Annotated in this window: 16 protein-coding genes; 9 read left to right on the top strand and 7 right to left on the bottom strand. The window is 72.6% G+C overall.

Features of this window, described 5'->3' with window-relative positions; genetic code table 11:
- The coding region (locus tag ACFTZL_RS10435; protein WP_382580128.1) for a TetR/AcrR family transcriptional regulator at window positions 1–267 on the bottom strand (267 nt) is incomplete at its 3' end.
- A gap of 122 nt (window positions 268–389) precedes the next feature.
- Here ACFTZL_RS10435 and ACFTZL_RS10430 point away from each other — a divergent pair.
- The 3 genes from ACFTZL_RS10430 (at window position 390) to ACFTZL_RS10420 (ending at window position 4472) form a co-directional block, all read left to right on the top strand.
- The gene (locus tag ACFTZL_RS10430; RefSeq protein ID WP_382580127.1) at window positions 390–1115 is read left to right on the top strand and encodes a VOC family protein; all 726 of its coding nucleotides are present in this window, start codon (window positions 390–392) and stop codon (window positions 1113–1115) included.
- Window positions 1116–1307: 192 nt separating this feature from the next.
- Window positions 1308–3710, top strand: a complete 2403-nt coding sequence (locus ACFTZL_RS10425) for a PQQ-binding-like beta-propeller repeat protein (RefSeq protein ID WP_382580126.1) — start codon at window positions 1308–1310, stop codon at window positions 3708–3710.
- A 165-nt stretch (window positions 3711–3875) separates the two neighbouring features.
- Window positions 3876–4472, top strand: a complete 597-nt coding sequence (locus ACFTZL_RS10420; protein ID WP_382580125.1) for a hypothetical protein — start codon at window positions 3876–3878, stop codon at window positions 4470–4472.
- Window positions 4473–4502: 30 nt separating this feature from the next.
- Here ACFTZL_RS10420 and ACFTZL_RS10415 read toward each other — a convergent pair whose 3' ends face one another.
- The 4 genes from ACFTZL_RS10415 to ACFTZL_RS10400 are packed head-to-tail and all read right to left on the bottom strand — an operon-like array spanning window position 4503 to window position 7866.
- Entirely contained in the window at window positions 4503–5456 is a 954-nt protein-coding gene (locus tag ACFTZL_RS10415) for an alpha/beta fold hydrolase (RefSeq protein ID WP_382580130.1), read from the bottom strand.
- Between the two features lie 49 nt (window positions 5457–5505).
- Complete coding sequence (locus ACFTZL_RS10410) at window positions 5506–6282, bottom strand: enoyl-CoA hydratase/isomerase family protein (protein WP_382580124.1); 777 nt, start codon at window positions 6280–6282, stop codon at window positions 5506–5508.
- On the bottom strand, window positions 6279–6692 hold the full coding sequence (locus tag ACFTZL_RS10405) for a Zn-ribbon domain-containing OB-fold protein (RefSeq protein ID WP_382580123.1): 414 nt from the start codon (window positions 6690–6692) through the stop codon (window positions 6279–6281). Before ACFTZL_RS10405 ends, ACFTZL_RS10410 begins: the two co-directional genes overlap by 4 nt.
- 1 nt (window position 6693) lies before the next feature.
- Window positions 6694–7866 carry a lipid-transfer protein gene (locus ACFTZL_RS10400; protein ID WP_382580122.1) on the bottom strand — a complete coding sequence of 391 codons (1173 nt, stop codon included), beginning with the start codon at window positions 7864–7866 and terminating at the stop codon, window positions 6694–6696.
- 124 nt (window positions 7867–7990) lie between these two features.
- Between ACFTZL_RS10400 and ACFTZL_RS10395 the strand changes: the two genes are divergently transcribed.
- Entirely contained in the window at window positions 7991–9640 is a 1650-nt protein-coding gene (locus tag ACFTZL_RS10395; protein ID WP_382580121.1) for a FadD3 family acyl-CoA ligase, read from the top strand.
- Here the strand turns inward: ACFTZL_RS10395 and ACFTZL_RS10390 are convergent.
- Window positions 9583–10512: an SMP-30/gluconolactonase/LRE family protein gene (locus tag ACFTZL_RS10390; RefSeq protein ID WP_382580120.1), complete on the bottom strand. Its 930-nt coding sequence runs from the start codon at window positions 10510–10512 to the stop codon at window positions 9583–9585. The genes ACFTZL_RS10395 and ACFTZL_RS10390 overlap by 58 nt on opposite strands.
- 322 nt (window positions 10513–10834) lie before the next feature.
- On the opposite strand from ACFTZL_RS10390, the gene ACFTZL_RS10385 reads away from it, so the two are divergent.
- Complete coding sequence (locus tag ACFTZL_RS10385) at window positions 10835–13828, top strand: BTAD domain-containing putative transcriptional regulator (RefSeq protein ID WP_382580119.1); 2994 nt, start codon at window positions 10835–10837, stop codon at window positions 13826–13828.
- A 230-nt stretch (window positions 13829–14058) separates the two neighbouring features.
- Complete coding sequence (locus ACFTZL_RS10380) at window positions 14059–14244, top strand: hypothetical protein (RefSeq protein ID WP_382580118.1); 186 nt, start codon at window positions 14059–14061, stop codon at window positions 14242–14244.
- 77 nt (window positions 14245–14321) lie between these two features.
- On the opposite strand, the gene ACFTZL_RS10375 is transcribed toward ACFTZL_RS10380, so the two are convergent.
- Window positions 14322–14693 (bottom strand): ATP-binding protein, encoded by a 372-nt coding sequence (locus tag ACFTZL_RS10375; protein ID WP_382580117.1) that lies wholly within the window; start codon window positions 14691–14693, stop codon window positions 14322–14324.
- A 73-nt stretch (window positions 14694–14766) separates the two neighbouring features.
- Here ACFTZL_RS10375 and ACFTZL_RS10370 point away from each other — a divergent pair, with 73 nt between their 5' ends.
- From ACFTZL_RS10370 to ACFTZL_RS10360, 3 genes are all read left to right on the top strand, one after another.
- Window positions 14767–15693, top strand: a complete 927-nt coding sequence (locus tag ACFTZL_RS10370; RefSeq protein ID WP_382580116.1) for a hypothetical protein — start codon at window positions 14767–14769, stop codon at window positions 15691–15693.
- A 141-nt stretch (window positions 15694–15834) separates the two neighbouring features.
- On the top strand, window positions 15835–17082 hold the full coding sequence (locus ACFTZL_RS10365) for an amidohydrolase family protein (protein WP_382580115.1): 1248 nt from the start codon (window positions 15835–15837) through the stop codon (window positions 17080–17082).
- Between the two features lie 14 nt (window positions 17083–17096).
- Window positions 17097–17999, top strand: coding sequence for a TIGR03619 family F420-dependent LLM class oxidoreductase (locus ACFTZL_RS10360; RefSeq protein ID WP_382580129.1), 903 nt, complete (start codon window positions 17097–17099; stop codon window positions 17997–17999).
- Window positions 18000–18006: the final 7 nt, after the last annotated feature.

Genomic DNA, 18006 nt, shown 5'->3' with positions numbered 1-18006 from the left:
GGAACGGCCCTCCAGGAGCTCGGTCAACGCGGCGCCCTCGGTCGCCATTTGCTCGGCGATCTCCAGGACGGCGCCCTCGACGTCCGGGAAGTACTGGTAGAAGGTCGCGGGCGAAGTGCCCGCCTTCCGGGCGACATCGATGACTTTGACATCCCGGTACGGGGAGGAGCTGAGCATCTCGCTGAGGCAGTCGAGCAGCTTCTGCCGGGTCGCCTGCCCACGCCGGCCGGCCACGCGGCCGTCGACGGTACGCACTTGTCCTGTCATGACGTCAGCTTACCGAGGCGAGATCGAGGCGCGATTCGGCCGACTGCAAATGGGGTGTAAGGGAGTGCGGAGACTGGTGTGCCTGGTCTGCGGGCTGCGGCGGTCGCGGTTACGTTGGCGGCATGGCCGAAAACAGGGCATCGGTGTACGCAGAGGGCGTCCCCTGCTGGGTCGACGCGCAGCTTCGGGACGTCGAGGCGGGCAAGCGGTTCTACGGTGAACTTTTCGGGTGGACCTTCGAGGACGAGTGGTTCGGCTCCTTCACCGAGGCGCTGAAGGACGGCGAACCCGTCGCCGCCCTGGTCCGCAAGGTGGACGGCCGGCTGCCCACCGTCTGGACGGTGTACTTCGCGACCCCGGACGCCCCGGCGCTGGTCCGGCGCATCCGGTCGGCCGGCGGGCAGGTCGTCTCGGCACCGGTGCCGGCCGGTGACCTGGGTGTCACCGCCCTGGTCACCGACCCGGAGGGGGCCGTCTTCGCCCTGTGGCAGCCGGACGAGCACCTCGGCTTCGGCACGCGGCACGAGCCGGGCACCTTCGCCTGGGCCGAGCTGTACGCGCGGGACACCGAGACGGCCGACGACTTCTACGGCGATCTCTTCCAGGAGGCCCTGTTCGGGCCGGACGCCGAGCCCGACTTCGGCCGCGCCACCGTCTCCGACCGTTTCGCGGCCGAGATGCCGCCCCACTTCCTCGTCCACTTCGCCGTCGAGGACGTACCGGCGGCGCTGGAGGACGTCACCCGGCTCGGCGGCCGCGTCCAGGTCCCGCCGTTCGAGACCTCGTACGGCACGGTCGCCGTCGTCACGGACGATCAGGGGGCGTCCTTCGCGCTGCTGCGCCGCTGACCAGGCGCCATATGGTCATCTCTTGCCCCTGTATGTACGGAGACACCCCATTCGTCGCCGGGTTCGCCACCACGGCTCCGGCCAGGAAGAATCGGGGTGCGTGCCGCCATGGCGGTGCGGTGGTGAGACGCTGCACGGGGTCGCGTGGAACATGTGGCTTGGCGCGGCTCGTACGGGGAGGTGGCAGGCAGAGTGGTGGATCAGCTGACGCAGCACGATCCGCGGCGGATCGGGCCGTTCGAGGTGCTGGGACGGCTGGGTGCCGGCGGCATGGGGCTGGTCTATCTCGCGCGCTCGGCGTCGGGCCGGCGCGTGGCGATCAAGACCGTCCGCACGGAGCTGGCCGAGGACCAGCTCTTCCGGGTCCGCTTCACGCGTGAGGTGGAGGCGGCCCGCGCGGTCTCCGGTTTCTACACGGCCGCGGTCGTGGACGCCGACCCGCGCGCCGCCGTGCCCTGGCTCGCCACCGCCTACGTCCCCGCGCCCTCCCTCGAGGAGATAGTGAACGACTGCGGGCCGATGCCGGCCCAGGCGGTGCGCTGGCTCGCGGCGGGTGTGGCCGAGGCGCTCCAGTCCATCCATGGCGCGGGGCTCGTCCACCGCGACCTCAAGCCCTCCAACGTCCTCGTCGTCGAGGACGGCCCCCGGGTGATCGACTTCGGTATCGCGTCCGGCGTATCGAACACACGTTTGACAATGACGAACGTCGCCGTCGGCACGCCCGCCTATATGTCCCCCGAGCAGGCCAAGGACTCCCGCAGCGTCACGGGCGCGTCCGACGTCTTCTCCCTCGGCTCCATGCTGGTCTTCGCCGCCACCGGACACCCGCCCTTCCACGGCGCCAACCCGGTCGAGACGGTCTTCATGCTGCTGCGCGAGGGCCCGGACCTGGAGGGCCTCCCGGACGAGCTGCGTCCGCTCATCGAGTCCTGTATGCAGATGGAGCCGACGGGCCGCCCCAACCCGGCCGACCTCCAGTCCCAGCTCGCTCCCCACCTCTTCGGCTCCGGCTCCGACGACAGCGGCACCGCCTCCGCGTGGCTGCCCGAGCGGGCCGTGGGCCTGATCGAGTCCCGCCGCAACGGCCGCCCGGCCGGCAAGCCCGCCCCCGGTGCCGGCCGCAGCGGCGGCGGACGCCCCGCCCCGGTCCCCGGCCCCGCGCCCATCCCGCCCCCGCCCTCGCACGACCCCGTCGTCCCGGCGCCCGCCTCCGTGGCCGCGTCCGTGGTGGCTCCCGTGGGCGGCGGCCCCGACACCGGCCCCGTCCGGCTGGCCGGCGCCCAGGTGCCCATCGGGCCGGGCCCGCGCGTCGCCGACGTCCGCGCCGCCGCCGTCAAGGCACCTCCTCCGGAGGCCGCCCTCGCCGCCTCCTGGTCCAAGCCCCGCCCCGGCGTCAACGGCACGGACCCCGCCGTGGGCCCTGCCGTGGCCGCACCCCCGGCTCCGGTCGCGCCGCCCGAGGCGAGCGGCTGGCGGCCCTGGCGCTTCCGCATGTCCAACGACGTCTGGGGCACCCCCTCCGTCGCCGACGACCTCGTCTACGTCACCTCCTTCGAGGTGCACGCCCTGGACGTGGGCACCGGCCGCCGCCGTTTCAAGACCCGGGACGTCGCCTGGTCCATGGCGGTCGCCGACGGCCGTATCCACGCCTCCGACGGGCCCACGCTGTTCGCCCTGGACGCCCGTGAGGGCGCCGACCTGTGGCGCCTGCAGACGGACGCCTGGGTCTACGCGCTCCAGGCCGGCCGCGGCACCGTCGTCACCGGCACCCGGGGCGGCGGCGTCCAGGGCTGGGAGGCCACGGCCGGCCAGAAGCTCTGGGAGATCACCGGCTGCCAGACCGACTTCGAGTCCCCCGAGGCCGGACCCGCCCTGCACGACGGCACGGTCTACGTGTGGCAGGACGCCCGGCTGCGCGCCCTGGACGCCCGCACCGGCGACGAGCGCTGGTCGTACCCGATCGGCGACGCGGCCTCCTGCGGCGGCGTCCCGGTCCGGATCACCCCGGCGACCGACGGGTACGTGTACGTCTGCGCCGGCACCCGCGTCATGGCCCTCGACGTGGCCGCCGGCCATGTGAAGTGGCACTTCGAGGCCCCGGCGGTCTTCCTCTCCCCGCCCACCTTCGTCCCCGGCCCGGCCGTCACCGGCGGCGGCATCTACCTGGCCGACTACCTCGGCACGGTGTACGCCCTCGACGCCACCGACGGCCGCGACCGCTGGCGCATCGCCACCGAGTCCCGCGCCTCCGTCGAGCCGGTCCTGGTCGCCGCCGGCCATGTCCACGTGGGCAGCGGCAAGGGGCTCTACACCCTCGACGCGGTCACCGGCACGCCCAAGTGGCGCTTCCAGGCGGGCGGCGACATCGTGGGCGCCCCCTCGGTGGCCGAGGGCCGCATCCACTTCGGCTCCACCGACCATCTCCTCTACACCCTCAAGGCCGACGACGGCCGGCTGCGCTGGAAGCTCGCCACCGGCGGCGAGATCACCGGCTCCCCGGTCGTCCAGGACGGGGTGGTGTACGCGTGCAGCAAGGACCGCTGTGTGTACGCGCTGGACGCGGAGAAGGGCACGGGCACGGCGCGCACCGCGTGACGGGTCCGGGACGGCCGTCGTACCGGTGCACGGAAGGGTTCCAGACGGCGGCCGTCGCTTCGGGGAGCGGTCCGATCACCGCTCTCACCCAAGACGCTACGCCGGGTACGCGCCGGTCGCCACGCAGTGACATGACCGTGACAGGCGATCATTAGGCTCTCCGCCATGCAGATACGGGGGCGCAGGCTCAGGTTCACAGCGGTGCTGGTCCTGGCGGTACTGGCACTGACCGGCTTCTCGACCGGCCGGGGCCGCGGCGGCAGCCACGGTCACGGCGGTGGTGGCGGGGGCGGGTGCAGCAGCTCCAGCCAGGACCACGACAGTTCGAGGTCGTCGACGTCGGGCGGCGGGTACGGCGGCGGGTCCTACGACTCGGACGACGACTCCTACGGGAGCAGCGGCAGCAGCGGTGGCGGCAGCTCCTACACCCGCAGGCCGGACTACGGCTCCACGCCGACGTCCTCCTCCGGATCCGGCAGCCGCAAGGCGCTGGAGGACGGCACGGCGAGGCTGGTGAGCTGCGCGACCCCCGCCCGGCCGTACGCGACCGTCGAGGTCAGCAACCCCAACGGCCGCAAGGCCGACTTCTCCGTCTCGGTCACCTTCGAGGACGCGCAGGGCATCACCGTCATCGACCGGTACGGGGACGTCACCGTCCCCGCGAAGGGCAAGGCCACCGTCGACGTCCAGGTGGGCGGCACGGGCCTGGTGGACTCGGTCGACCACTGCGAGGTCGACCGCCAGGCCCTCGTCGACGACTGAGGCGACGGAGACGCCTGACGGGACCGGGGTTCAGCCCCGCAGTTCCGTCAGGAAGTCGATCAGCGCCTCGTTCACCTCGGCGGGCCGCTCCTGCTGCGTCCAGTGGCCGCAGCCCGGCAGCACGACCGGCTTGCGCCGCAGGTTCGGCATCAACTCGGGCAGCGCCTCGATCAGTTCGGGCGTGCCCGGGAAGGCCGGGACCAGGTCGCGGTCGCCGTACACGTACAGCGCGGGCGAGGACACCACCGCGCCCTGCCACGGGGCGGTCAGCTCCCAGTTGCGGTCCAGGTTGCGGTACCAGTTGAGCGCGCCGGTGAAGCCCGGCTCGAAGCTCTCGGTGAGGGTGTCGAGGTCCGCCTCGGTGAGCCAGTCGGGCAGCACCTCGGGGTTCGGGGCGTCCGCGAGCCAGCCGCGCTTCAGGTCCTCGACCAGGGCCTGCTCCGCGCGCCCGGCATCGGGCGCGTCACCGGAGGCCGAGTACAGCAGCTTGCGCAGGGCGGTGCGGGTGTCGGCGGCGAACTCGGCGTCCGCGACGCCGGGCTCCTCGAAGTAGTTCCAGTAGAAGTGCCCGCCGAACCGCTCCCGCATGGTCTTGAGCGGCGGCTGCGCACCACGGAAGGGCGGCGGCACACTCAGCCCGGCCACCCCGCGCACCACGTCGGGCCGCAGCAGCGCGGTGTGCCAGGCCACCGGCGCCCCCCAGTCGTGCCCGACGACGAACGCCTGCTCCTCGCCCAGCGCGTGGATCAGCCCGACCACATCGCCCACCAGGTGGAAGATGCTGTACGCGGACACGTCCTCGGGGCGGTCACTGCCGCCGTACCCGCGCTGGTCGGGCGCGACCACCCGGAAACCGGCCTCGGCCAGCGGCCCGAACTGGTGCCGCCAGGAGTGCCAGGACTCCGGGAAACCGTGCAGCAGCACCACGAGCGGGCCCTCGCCCTGCTCCGCGATGTGCAGTTGTATGCCGTTCACGTCGATCATCCGATGCTCAACCACGGGTCGAGCATACGCGTGTAGGAGTAAACGATTTTTACTCACGCAACCGGTACGCCCGCCCCCGCCCCGCGAACAGCCGGGCCTGCCGCTCACCCGCCGCGTTCCCGAGCGCGATGAGATGCGGCGCCTGCGCGACCCCTTGAGCCCGCCCCGCCTCGGTCGCGGCCCACAACGCCCGTACGGTCCCCTGCACGGCCTCCGTCGGATGCCCGGCGATGACGGCGGCACACGCGATCGCCGCCGCCGGCGCCCCGCCCTCCGGCGCGAGTTCGGAGACCAGCCCGACCTCGTACGCCCGCCGCGCCGAGATCCGCTCCGCTGTCCCCAGCAACGCCATCCGCGCGACCTCCCCGTACGGCATGCGCTGCGCCATGAGGACGGACTCGTAGGCGCTGACCATGCCGTAGGTGGTGTGCGGGTCGAAGAAGGTGGCGGTGGTGTCGGCGACGATGAACTCCGCCTCGCCGAGCAGATAGAAGGCGCCCCCGCAGGCCATCCCGCGCACCGCGGCGACGACCGGCTTCCACAGGTCGTTCGCCTTCGGCCCGATGCCGAGCAGCGGATCGTCCTGCGCGTAGGGCGAGTTCGGCTGCGGCACGACGGCGTCCCGGTCGATGCCGGTGCAGAAGGCGCGCTCCCCGGCACCCGTGAGCACGACGGCCCGTACGGTGTCGTCGAACCGCAACTCCCGCCAGACGTCGGCGAGTCGCCCGGCCGTCTCCAGGTCGATCGCGTTGAGCCGGCCGGGCCGGTTCAGGGTGACGACGGCGACCCCGCTGTCCTTGTCCGCGCTGACGAGCACGCTGCTCATGACCGCTCCAGGACCCACCGCGGCAGGCCGTCGTCGAAGACGGCCCGCACACGGGCGCCGATGCGGATCCCCTCCACCGGCAGCGAGTCGATCGGCTCACCGGGCCCGGCGACGAGGTTGCCGACGAGCCGGACGCGGGGCGCCTCGTCCAGCTCGACGACGACCACGTTGTACGGGGCCAGCTCCGCGTAGCCGGGCAGCAGCGGCGGATGCGGAACGACGTACGACCAGACACGGCCGCCGCCGGAGACCAGGCGCCACTCGGCCTCGAAGGACTGGCAGTGCGGGCAGCACGGCCGGGGCGGGAAGCGGAGTTCGCCGCAGCGGGCGCAGGCCTGGACGCGGAGCTCGCCCCGGGCGGCGTACTCCCAGAAGGGGGCGCCGTCGGGGTCGGTGACGGGACGCAGCATCTCAACTCCTCAGCAGAAGGGCGGAGGTCGGCACCCCTTCACCCGCCGTGACCAGACAGGTGGAGGCGTCCGGTACCTGTGCGGTACTGGTCCCGCGTAGCTGCTTCACCCCTTCGTTGATGAGGTTGAAGCCGTGCACATAGGCCTCGGACAGTCCGCCCCCGCCGGTGTTCACGGGCAGCAGCCCGCCGGTCTCCAGCGCGCCGCCCTCGGTGAACGCCCCGCCCTCGCCGCGCCCGCAGAAGCCGTAGCCCTCCAGGGAGAGGAGGACCAGGGGAGTGAAGGCGTCGTAGATCTGGGCGACGTCCACGTCCTCGGGGGCCAGGTCGGAGTGCTTCCACAGATGCCGGGCGGCGGTCCAGGCGGGGCCGGTGAGGGGGTCGTCGTTCCAGTAGTTGACCATGCCGTGGTGCTGGGCGGGGAGCGACTGGGCGGCGGAGTGGACGTAGACGGGTTTCCGGCGGCAGTCCCGGGCCCGCTCGGCGGAGACGACGACACAGGCCAACGCCCCGTCCGTCTCCAGACAGTTGTCGAAGAGGCAGAGCGGCTCGCTGACCCAGCGGGACGTCATGTACATCTCGCGGGTGAGGGGCCGGTCGTACATGATCGCGGCGGGGTTCTGGTTGGCGCGGTTGCGGCAGGCCAGGGCGACGTTGAACAGATGGTCGCGGGTGGCCCCGTACTCGTGCATATAGCGCCGGGCGAGCATGGCGATCTCGTCGACCGGCCTGAGCAGCCCGTACGGCCGGGTCCACTGGGCCGGGGTCGGGAGCTGTACCGCGGTGTTGGTCCACGGCCGGGGCCCGCTGCCCCGCTTGCGCGACCGCCAGGCGACCCCGACGCTCGCCTGCCCGGCCGCGACGGCGGCGGCGAGATGGGCGACGGTGGCGCACGAACCGCCGCCTCCGAAGCCGACTTTGCTGAAGAACGTGAGGTCCCCGAAGCCGCAGGCCTTGGCCAGCTCGACCTCGTCCGTCTCCTCCATGGTGTAGGAGGCGAGGGCGTCGACCTCGCCGGGCGGGATCCCGGCGTCGTCGAGGGCGGCCAGCACGGCCCGGCAGGCCAGGGTGCGTTCGTCCTCGGGGAGCTGCTTGGCGAAGGGCGTCTGGCCGATGCCGACGATGGCCGTGGCGTCCTTGAGGCCACCCGACCGGCCTCTCGATCCTGCTGCCATGCTGCGCGCACCTCCGGTCCGAGCCATCGCTGACAGGTCGTCAGATTACAGCTAATCTGACGGACAGTCAGCTACGGTGCGGGCTGCTGCTGCGGCTTGCTGGGGCTACTGCTGGAGGCGTGCTGTGCGAGCGGATACGGCATGGGAGAGCGTTCCGGACCTGGTCCGGGCGGCGGCCGAGCGGTACGCGGACGTCGAGGCGGTCGTCGAGGGCCGCACCCGGATCACCTACGCGGAACTGGGCGCACGCGTGGAGCGCGCCGCGGCGGCCTGCCTGGCGAACGGGGTCGGGCCCGGCGACCGGGTCGGCATCTGGGCGCCGAACACCCTCGACTGGATCGTCGCGGCCCTGGGCGCGGTGTCGGCGGGAGGGGTACTGGTCCCGCTCAACACCCGGTTCAAGGGCGCGGAGGCGGCGGACGTCCTGCGGCGCGGCGGGGCACGGCTGCTGTTCGTGACGGGCACGTTCCTCGGCACGTCGTACGTGGCGTCGCTGCGGCGAGCGGCGGGGGAGGGCCCGGGCGCCGGACCGCTGCCCGGCCTGCCGGACCTGGAGCGCGTGGTCGTGCTCTCCGAGGACGCTCCCGCCGACTTCCTCACCTGGAAAGACTTCCTGGCGAGTGGGGAAGGGGTGGGTCAAGGGGATGTCCGGGACCGGGCAGGGGCGGTGCGGGCGTCCTGGCCCTCGGACATCATCTTCACCTCGGGCACGACGGGCCGCCCCAAGGGCGCGGTCATCACCCACGCCCAGACGCTGCGGGCGTACGACATCTGGAGCGAGCTGGCGGGCCTGGCCGAAGGCGACCGGTACCTCATCGTCAACCCCTTCTTCCACACCTTCGGCTACAAGGCCGGGGTGATCGCCTGCCTGATGCGGGGCGCGACGATGATCCCCCAGCCGGTGTTCGGCGTGAACACGGTCCTGGCCAACATCGCCGCGGAACGGGTGTCGGTGCTGCCCGGCCCGCCGACGCTCCTCCAGTCGCTCCTGGACCACCCGGCACGCGACGCTCACGACCTGTCGGCCCTGCGCCTGGTGGTGACGGGAGCGGCGGTGGTGCCGCTGCGGCTCGTCGAGCGCCTGCGCGCCGAACTCGGCGTCGGCACGGTCCTGACCGCGTACGGCCTCTCCGAAGCGGGCGGCGTCGTCACGATGTGCCGGCGCGGCGACGACCCGACGGTGATCGCGTCGACGTCGGGCCGGGCCATCCCCGGCACGGAGGTACGGGTCGTGGACCCCGAGGGCGGGTCGCTGGGCCCCGGGGTGCCGGGCGAGGTCCTGGTCCGCGGCTTCAACGTCATGACCGGCTACTACGAGGACGAACCGGCCACCGCCGAGGTGCTCTCGGAGGACGGCTGGCTGCGCACGGGCGACGTCGGCGTCCTGGATCCCGAGGGCAACCTGCGCATCACCGACCGGCTCAAGGACATGTTCATCGTCGGCGGCTTCAACGCCTACCCCGCGGAGATAGAGCAGCTCCTGGGCCTCCACCCGGACGTGGCCGACGTGGCGGTGATCGGCGTACCGGACGCCCGGCTCGGGGAGGTCGGCAGGGCGTATGTCGTACGACGGCCGGGGGCGTTGGTCACGGGTGACGACCTGATCGCCTGGTCACGCCGGGAGATGGCGAACTACAAGGTCCCGCGGACGGTGGAGTTCGTGGCGGAACTGCCGCGGAACGCGAGCGGGAAGGTCCTCAAAGCGGCGCTGCGGGCTCAGGGGCGGGCCGGCGGCAGGGGCGGGGTCCCGGTCACGGACATGACGAGGGAGTAGAGGGTGGTGTCGGCGGCGATGAACATCCGGTTCCGCCGGGCGCCGCCGAACCGGATGTTGGCGACGGTGCCGGGGACCAGGACGCGGCCGAGGAGGGTGCCGTCGGGGTCGTAGCAGTGCACGCCCCCGTGCATGGCGCCGGCCCAGAGCCGCCCCTCGTCGTCGAACCGGATGTTGTCGAAGCTGCCGTTCGCGCACTCGGCGAAGACCTCGCCGCCGGTCAGGCCGGTCCCGTCGTCCTGGATGTCGAAGACGCGGATGTGGTTGGCGACGCTGTCCGACACGTACAGCCGGTGCTCGCCGGGGTCGAACACGAGCCCGTTGGGGCCCTGGAACCCGTCGGCCACCAGCCGCACCTCACCGCTGCCGGGGTCGACGCGGTAGACGTTCCGGGCGCCGATCTCGCTCTCGCCGCGATGGCCCTCGTAGTCGCTCGAGATCCCGAACTCGGGGTCGGAGAACCACACCGACCCGTCGGACTTCACGACGGCGTCGTTCGGGCTGTTGAGCCGCTTCCCCCGGAACCGCTCGGCGATCACGGTGACCGACCCGTCGTGCTCGGTCCGGGTCACCCGCCGATTGCCCTGCTCACAGGTGATGAGCCGGCCCTGCCCGTCCAGGGTGTTGCCGTTGGGGTACCCGGCGGGGGAGCGGAAGACGCCGACGGCCCCGGTGGTCTCGTCCCACCGCAGCAGCCGGTCGTTGGGAATGTCGCTCCAGAGCAGATACCGCCCGGCGGGCACGTACACGGGCCCCTCGGCCCACCGGCACCCCTCGTACAGCACCTCCAGCCGCGAGTCCCCGGCCTGACACCGGCCCGTCCGGAACCGCTCGTCGAGCGTCTCGTACAACTGGGGTTGCTCGCCGGGCATGCGGCCGCCTTCACGTTTGAGCCGACTGGTGATCTGCCGGACCCACTATCGCGCGACGTCCGGGGGCACGTCTCGGCGACACCACCGACTGGAGCATCCGGGCACCCCGCCCCTTTCTGACCTGGGCGCCCCGTCCCGCCCCCTGGCCCGAACGCTCCAACTCCCCCTCCGAAAGCGGCCTCTGATCAACCATGTGCGGAGAGAGTGTGCGGACCTTGTGGACTCCCGTGCGTCGCCCTGTGATCGGTGTCTCCCACGGCTGACGTATCCGCCGCGCACAAGGCAAACTGGCGTGGTTGCTCAGGATGTCTAGGGGGACTGCATGGACGGTGTACCGGACGGTGTGCCGCGCGTACCGGAGCAGCGGCGTCCCGACTCCTCATCAGAGTCACCGAAGTCGGCCGAACCGGTGGCCTCGACGACGCTGCGCTTCAGCGTGCTCGGACCGGTGCGCGCCTCGCGCGGCGACGAGCCGATCACCACCGGCTCCCCCCAGCAACGCGCCCTGCTCGCCGCCCTGCTGCTGCGCGAGGGCCGTACGGCCACGGCCGCGGAGCTGATCGACGCCCTGTGGGGCGAGGAATCGCCCTCGCAGGCCCTGGCCGCGCTGCGGACGTACGCCTCCCGCCTGCGCAAGGTGCTGGACCCGGGCGTCCTGGTCAGCGAGTCCGGCGGCTACGCGGTACGCGGCCTCGCCGAGGGCGCCCTCGACCTGGCCGTCGCCCAGGACCTCGCGACCGAGGCGGAGAAGGCCAGGTCGGCGGGCGATCTCTGCCACGCCCGCGACACCCTGCGGCGCTCCCTCGCCCTGTGGGACGGGGAGACCCTGGCCGGCGTACCGGGCCCGTACGCCGAGGCGCAGCGCGTCCGCCTGGAGGAATGGCGGCTCCAGCTCCTCGAGTCCCGCCTGGACATGGACCTGGAGCAGGGCTGCCACGCGGAGGCCGTCTCGGAACTCACGGCCCTCACCGCCGACCATCCCCTGCGCGAGCGACTCCGCGAGCTGCTGATGCTCGCGCTGTACCGCAGCGGCCGTCAGGCGGAGGCCCTCGCGGTGTACGCCGACACGCGGCGTCTGCTCGCCGACGAACTGGGCGTGGACCCGCGCCCCGGCCTGAGCGAGCTGCAGCAGCGGATCCTCCAGGCGGACCCGGGCCTCGCGGAGCCCTCCTCCCCGGCCGCCGAGCCCGCCTCCGTCCCGGTCCGCCCGGCCCAGTTGCCGGCGACGGTGCCGGACTTCACCGGCCGCTCCGGCTTCGTCCGCGAGCTGGGCGACATCCTGACCGCCGCCGAGGGCCGTGTCATGGCGGTCTCGGCCCTGGCCGGGATCGGCGGCGTGGGCAAGACGACCCTCGCCGTGCACGTGGCCCACCAGGCGCGCACGGCGTTCCCGGACGGGCAGCTCTACGTCGACCTCCAGGGCGCGGGCGCCCGGTCGGCGGAGCCGGAGACGGTCCTCGGCTCGTTCCTGCGCGCGCTCGGCACGGCCGACTCGGCGATCCCCGACTCCCTGGAGGAGCGCGCGGCGCTGTACCGCTCGGTCCTGGCCGGCCGCCGCGTCCTGGTGCTGCTGGACAACGCCCGCGACGCCGCCCAGATACGCCCGCTGCTGCCCGGCACGGACGGCTGCGCCGCGCTGGTCACCTCCCGGGTGCGGATGGTGGACCTGGCGGGTGCCCACCTGATCGACCTGGACGTGATGTCCCCGGACGAGGCGCTGGCGCTGTTCACGAAGATCGTGGGCGAGGAGCGGGTCGCCTCCGAGCGGAAGGCCGCCCTGGACGTGGTCGCGGCCTGCGGTTTCCTGCCGCTGGCGATCCGTATCGCGGCGTCCCGTCTGGCGGCCCGCCGCACCTGGACGGTGTCGGTCCTCGCGGTGAAGCTCGCCGACGGACGCCGCCGCCTGGACGAACTCCAGGCCGGCGACCTGGCCGTGAAGGCCACCTTCGAGCTGGGCTACGGCCAGCTCGAGCCCGCCCAGGCCCGCGCCTTCCGCCTGCTGGGCCTGGCCGACGGCCCGGACATCTCCCTCCCGGCCGCGGCCGCGGTCCTGGACCTGCCCGTCGAGGACACGGAGGACCTCCTGGAGTCCCTCGTCGACACGTCCCTGCTGGAGTCGGCGGCCCCCGGCCGCTACCGGTTCCACGATCTCGTACGGCTCTACGCGCGTGCCTGCGCGGAACGGGACGAGTGGCCGCCGAGCGAGCGTACGGCGGCGGTGTCGCGGCTGCTGGACTTCTATCTGTCGTCCGCGGCCGGGGTGTACGCGATCGAGCGGCCCGGTGACCGGCTGGTGGACCATCTGGAGCCGACCGCCTATCCGGGGCTGCGGTTCGACAACCGGCACGCGGCGCAGGACTGGCTGTACGCGGAGGCCATGTGCGTCCTCGCGTGCGTACGGCAGTCCGCGGGGCAGCCGGAGACGCTCCCCCGGGCGATCGATCTGCTGTGGGCGGCGCACGACCTCTCCGAGTCGGGCGCCAACTCCAGGGAGTACGAGGCGACGGCCGAGGCACTTCTGGCCGCGGCCCGGGTGCAGGGCATCGGGCGGGCGGAGGCCCGGGCGCTGACGACGGTCGTCATCGTCCACCATGTGAGCGGCCGTTTCGAACAGGCCGACCAGGAAGCGGAACAGGCCATTCTGCTCGCCCAGGAGGCCGATGACCTGCTGCCCGTCTGCTGGGCCCGCAACGCGCGCGGCATCATCGCGCTGTACCAGAACCGGCACGAGGACGGCGAGGAACACCTCTCCCGGGCCATCGAGCACTTCCGGGCCCTGGGCGACCGGCCGGGCGAGGCCGCCGCGCTGTGCAACCTGTCCCGGATCCATCTCGCGACCGGGCGGACCCCGAGCGCGGTCGCGCTGGCCCAGGAGGGCATCGCCATCTACGACGCCATGGGCAACTCCATGCGCGGGGCCAACGCCCGCTACGCCCTCGGCCTCGCCCTCACCCAGAGCGGTGAGCTGGGCAACGCGGCCGACCGGCTCCAGGAAGCGCTGGAGGTGTTCCGCGACAGCAGGCAGCGCCTCTGGGAGGGCATGAGCCTGTTCCGGCTGGCCGAGCTGGATCTCGCCGCCCGACGCCCCGCCCAGGCCGCCGCGAACGCCGAGATGGCACTCACCGTGCTCCGCGGCATCGGCGGGGAGTGGCGGCGCGGCAACGTCCTCACCGTCCTCGGCCGCGCGCTCAGCGGCATAGGGCAGACGGGCAGGGCCCAGGTCTGCTGGCAGGAAGCGGCCGGGATCTACGAGGAACTGGGCTCGCCCGAGGCCGCCGAGGTGCGCGCGTTGCTGTCCCCGGTGCAGGCGGCCTGACGACGGCTCCCGGGGCCGGCCGGCCGCGTTCATCGTTCGTTTATCGCCGCACGCCATGCTTGACGTAGTCGATCCGTCGCGTCGGGGGGCAGACGGGTCACTGCACCGGGCCGCGCACCTCAGCACTAGGGTGAACGGCCCGGGCGGGCCCGCCCGGTCACCCTCGGGGGAGTGACCGGGCGGGCCCGCGGACCTCAGTACTCGACCCACGCCAAGGAGAGTTGACGATCATGGGCGACGAGCTCAAGCCACAGGACCTGCACGCGACGGACGCGAAGGCCGGCGAGCTGTCGACGGAGGACCTGCACGCCACGGACGAGGGTGCCGTGAAGAAGCAGGACCTGCACGCCACCGACGAGCCGCTCGAGACGAAGGACCTGCACGCCACGTCGGAGCCCTTCAAGCCGACGAAGTAAGCCACTCCCACACGGGGTTCGGCCGCGGCGGCGCGGAGGGGGAGCCGTCGCGGCCGATGCATGTCCAAAACCGCTCATCAGGTTCCCGCGGGCTCGTCTCCCGCCAGTTCACACCAGACCGTCTTGCCCGCCTCGCCCTGCTCGACGCCCCACCGCAACGCCACCGCGTCGAGCAGGGCCAGGCCGCGCCCGGTCTCGTCGTCGGCCCTGGCGTGCCGGAGGACGGGAAGGGCGCGGGGGTCGGGGTCCCTGACCTCGACGCGGATCCGGCCGTCGGAGCGAGACACACGAACCTTCACCGGGGCGCCCTCCCCGATGTGCCGGATGACGTTGCCGACCAGTTCCGTGACGCACAACTGCACGTCGGCGCAGGGCACACCCAGACATGCGCGCAGTGTGCGGCGCAGCTCGGGTACGACCTCGGGCGCGACGGCCAGTCCGAGATCCACGTCTCTGAAGGGCTGAGCCCGGAGGTTGTCCACAGGCCGCCACGACGTGCCGGAATCCTGCGATCTTGGCGGCATGGCGGAACGAAGGGCGTTGCGGGAGCTGGCGCAGGGTGGCGTGCTGCTGACGTGCCGTGCCCTGGAGTCCGGCTGGCCTCGGCGCAGTCTCACCCGTGCTCTCCGGGCGGAGGGCTGGGGGCGGCTTCAGGCGGGGGCCTGGGTGGAGCCAGGGCAGGCCGCGGATCTGCCCACCCGGCTCAGAGCCGTACAACTCCTCAACCACCGGCTCGTCGTGAGTCACTCCTCCGCAGCCGCCCTCTGGCGGATCGAGACTCTCGCCGCGGCCGCGAAATCGCCCTTGGAGTTCATCGACCCCGCCCTCAGCTTCCGGGGCAAGGTCAAGGACGTGCGCGTACGCCGCATGCTCCTCGACTCCGGCGACGTGGCGCTGCGGTACGGCCTGCGGGTCACAAGCCCCGTACGTACCCTCACCGACCTGCTTCGCTCCCTGCCGAGGGACGACGCGATCGTCGCCCTGGAGTCGGCGGTGACCTACCGTCGGGTCGGCGGGGCGCGCAGGGCGCCGCTCGCCGGACCGGACGCGGTGGCGGCGGCACTGTCTGCCCCTTCGCAGGGGTCGGCGAGGGCCCGCCGATGGCTCGGACTGTGCGATCCCCGGGCCGGGTCACCGGCCGAGACCATCGCCCGCCTGCGCATGGCTGACTCCGGCCTCCGGCCCGAGAACCAGGTCGAACTGTTCACTCCGCTCGGTCGCCGAGCCGTCCTCGACTTCCTCTTCCGGCGTGAAGGGCTGGCGGTCGAGATCGAGGGCTACGCCTACCACGGCACCCGCGAGGCGCACCGGAGGGACGTCTCCCGCTTCAATCAGGTCCTCCAGTGCCCCGAGGTGCGCAGTCTGCTGCGCTTCACCGCCCAGGACGTCTTCCGGGAGCCCGACCGGATGATCACGGAGATTCGGGCGGCCCTGATCGCCCTGAGGTGAGCAGCCGAGGGGGAGTCGGAGCGCATGGGCCAGAGGGACACCGGCATGCCCAGGTGGGTGGGAGGTGGCCGGCGCCCGAACGCTCCAGTCGCCCGGGCGGCATAGCTGACGATACGTCAGATCGGCGCTACCGTGAGCGCCATGGACACCCACGACAGCTCGTTTCCGCTGATCATCTCCGTGGACGACCACACCGTGGAGCCCGCGACCGTCTGGCAGGACCGGCTTCCGGAGAAGTATCGGGGCGTCGGTCCCCGGATCGTCCGTGCGCCCGTGAAGGAGATGACCTTCCTCGGTGGGCGCTTCAGGCCCGTGATGGGACAGCCCGGCGACGACGGCCCGGTCGGTGACTGGTGGGTCTACGAGGACCTCCGCCGTCCCCTGACCCGCCTCGACACCGCCGTGGGGTACGACAGGGACGAGATACGCCTCGAAGTCATCACGTACGAGCAGATGCGGCCCGGTTCCTACGACGTCCCGGCCCGGCTCGCCGACATGGACGTCAACCACGTCCAGTCCGCCCTGTGCTTCCCGACCTTCCCGCGCTTCTGCGGCCAGACCTTCACCGAGGCCAAGGACCACGAACTGGGCCTGCTCTGCGTCCGCGCCTACAACGACTGGATGCTGGAGGAGTGGTGCGGCCCGGACGCGCACGGGCGGCTCATCCCCCTGCCCCTCATACCCCTGTGGGACGCCGAGCTCGCGGCAGCCGAGGTCCGGCGCAACGCCGCGCGCGGGGCCCGCGCCGTCGCCTTCTCCGAGATACCGCCCTACCTCGGGCTCCCCTCCATCCACACCGACGGCTGGGACCCCTTCCTCGCCGCGTGCGCCGAGACCGGCACGGTCGTCGCCATGCACATCGGCTCCTCCAGCCGTATGCCCTCCACCTCCGCCGACGCCCCGCCCGCCGTCGGCTCCACCATCACCTACGCCAACTGCTGCTTCTCGATGGTCGACTGGCTGATGAGCGGCAAGTTCGAGCAGTTCCCCGGCCTCAAGGTCATGTACGCCGAGGGGCAGATCGGCTGGATCCCCTACATCCTGGAGCGGGCGGATGTGGTGTGGGAGGAGAACCGGGGCTGGGGCGGCGTCGCCGACAAGGTGCACCGGCCGCCGTCCGAGCTCTTCGCCGAGCACGTCTACGGCTGCTTCTTCGACGACGCCTTCGGGCTGCGCAACCTCGACTCCATCGGCGTCGGGAACGTGCTCTACGAGACCGACTACCCGCACTCCGACAGCACCTGGCCCAAGTCCCGCGAGGTCGGCGAGGCGCAGATGGGGCACCTGGAGCCGGAGGTCGTGGAGCGCATCGTGCGCGGCAACGCCATCGAGCTGCTCGGGCTGACGGAGGAAGGGCTGTGGCCGGGCGGCGGCGGTGGTGCGCGGTGAGCCTGCGGTACGGGATGCAGCTTCCCGTCCAGTCGCAGAGCACCCTCTACGCGGAGGGCTGGGAGGCGGAGGCCGGGCCGGAGGACCTGCTGCACATCGCCCGTGCCGCCGACCGGTCCGGCTTCGCCTACCTCGCGAGCTGCGACCACGTCGGCATCCCGCGCCGGCTGGCCGCCGCGATGAGCACGATCTGGTACGACCCCGTCGCCACGCTCGCCTTCCTCGCCGCCGCCACCGAACGCGTCCGGCTGCTCAGCCACGTCGCGATCGTCGGGCTGCGGCACCCCCTGCTCACCGCCAAGCAGTACGCCACGCTCGACCACCTCAGCGGAGGCCGGCTGGTCCTCGGGGTCGGTGCCGGGCACGTCCAGGAGGAGTTCGAGGCCCTGGGTGTGGACTTCCGGCAGCGCGGGGCCGTGCTCGACGAGTGCCTCGACGCCCTGCGTGCCGCCCTCGGACCCGACGAGTTCCCCGAGCACCACGGCAAGCTGTACGACTTCGAGGGACTCGGCCAGCGGCCCCGCCCGGCGCAGGACCGCGTCCCCCTGTGGGTCGGCGGCTCCTCGCCCGCCGCCGTACGACGGGCCGCGCTCAAGGGCGACGGCTGGCTGCCGCAGGGGGATCCGAGGGACCGGCTGCCCGGGCAGATCGCACGGATCCGTGAGCTGCGCGAACAGGCGGGCCTCCAGGGGATGTTCACCATGGGCGCCATCACCGAGCCGCTGTACGTCGGCCGGCCCCGCTGGGACGTGGGCCGCAGGACCCTCTCCGGCGGTCCGCAGGAGCTCGCCGAGTCGCTGCGGGCCTACCGGGCGATGGGCGTGCACCAGATCCAGGTGCGGTTCCGCAGCCGGAGCCGTACCGAACTCACCGACCAGATCGCGGCGTTCGGCGCCGAGGTCGCCCCCCACCTGTGAGGAGAGC

The organism is Streptomyces sp. NPDC056948 (assembly GCF_042674225.1).
GTDB classification, from domain to species: domain Bacteria; phylum Actinomycetota; class Actinomycetes; order Streptomycetales; family Streptomycetaceae; genus Streptomyces; species Streptomyces purpurascens.
This window is presented reverse-complemented; position numbering and strand designations above follow the sequence as displayed.

What these genes read in the sequence shown, in the direction of transcription:
- ACFTZL_RS10430 (WP_382580127.1), top strand. Translation starts at nt 390, where the DNA reads ATGGCCGAAAACAGGGCATCGGTGTACGCAGAGGGCGTCCCCTGCTGG.
- ACFTZL_RS10420 (WP_382580125.1), top strand. Translation starts at nt 3,876, where the DNA reads ATGCAGATACGGGGGCGCAGGCTCAGGTTCACAGCGGTGCTGGTCCTG.
- ACFTZL_RS10415 (WP_382580130.1), bottom strand. Translation starts at nt 5,456, where the DNA reads ATGATCGACGTGAACGGCATACAACTGCACATCGCGGAGCAGGGCGAG.
- ACFTZL_RS10410 (WP_382580124.1), bottom strand. Translation starts at nt 6,282, where the DNA reads ATGAGCAGCGTGCTCGTCAGCGCGGACAAGGACAGCGGGGTCGCCGTC.
- ACFTZL_RS10405 (WP_382580123.1), bottom strand. Translation starts at nt 6,692, where the DNA reads ATGCTGCGTCCCGTCACCGACCCCGACGGCGCCCCCTTCTGGGAGTAC.
- ACFTZL_RS10400 (WP_382580122.1), bottom strand. Translation starts at nt 7,866, where the DNA reads ATGGCAGCAGGATCGAGAGGCCGGTCGGGTGGCCTCAAGGACGCCACG.
- ACFTZL_RS10390 (WP_382580120.1), bottom strand. Translation starts at nt 10,512, where the DNA reads ATGCCCGGCGAGCAACCCCAGTTGTACGAGACGCTCGACGAGCGGTTC.
- ACFTZL_RS10385 (WP_382580119.1), top strand. Translation starts at nt 10,835, where the DNA reads ATGGACGGTGTACCGGACGGTGTGCCGCGCGTACCGGAGCAGCGGCGT.
- ACFTZL_RS10380 (WP_382580118.1), top strand. Translation starts at nt 14,059, where the DNA reads ATGGGCGACGAGCTCAAGCCACAGGACCTGCACGCGACGGACGCGAAG.
- ACFTZL_RS10370 (WP_382580116.1), top strand. Translation starts at nt 14,767, where the DNA reads ATGGCGGAACGAAGGGCGTTGCGGGAGCTGGCGCAGGGTGGCGTGCTG.
- ACFTZL_RS10365 (WP_382580115.1), top strand. Translation starts at nt 15,835, where the DNA reads ATGGACACCCACGACAGCTCGTTTCCGCTGATCATCTCCGTGGACGAC.
- ACFTZL_RS10360 (WP_382580129.1), top strand. Translation starts at nt 17,097, where the DNA reads ATGCAGCTTCCCGTCCAGTCGCAGAGCACCCTCTACGCGGAGGGCTGG.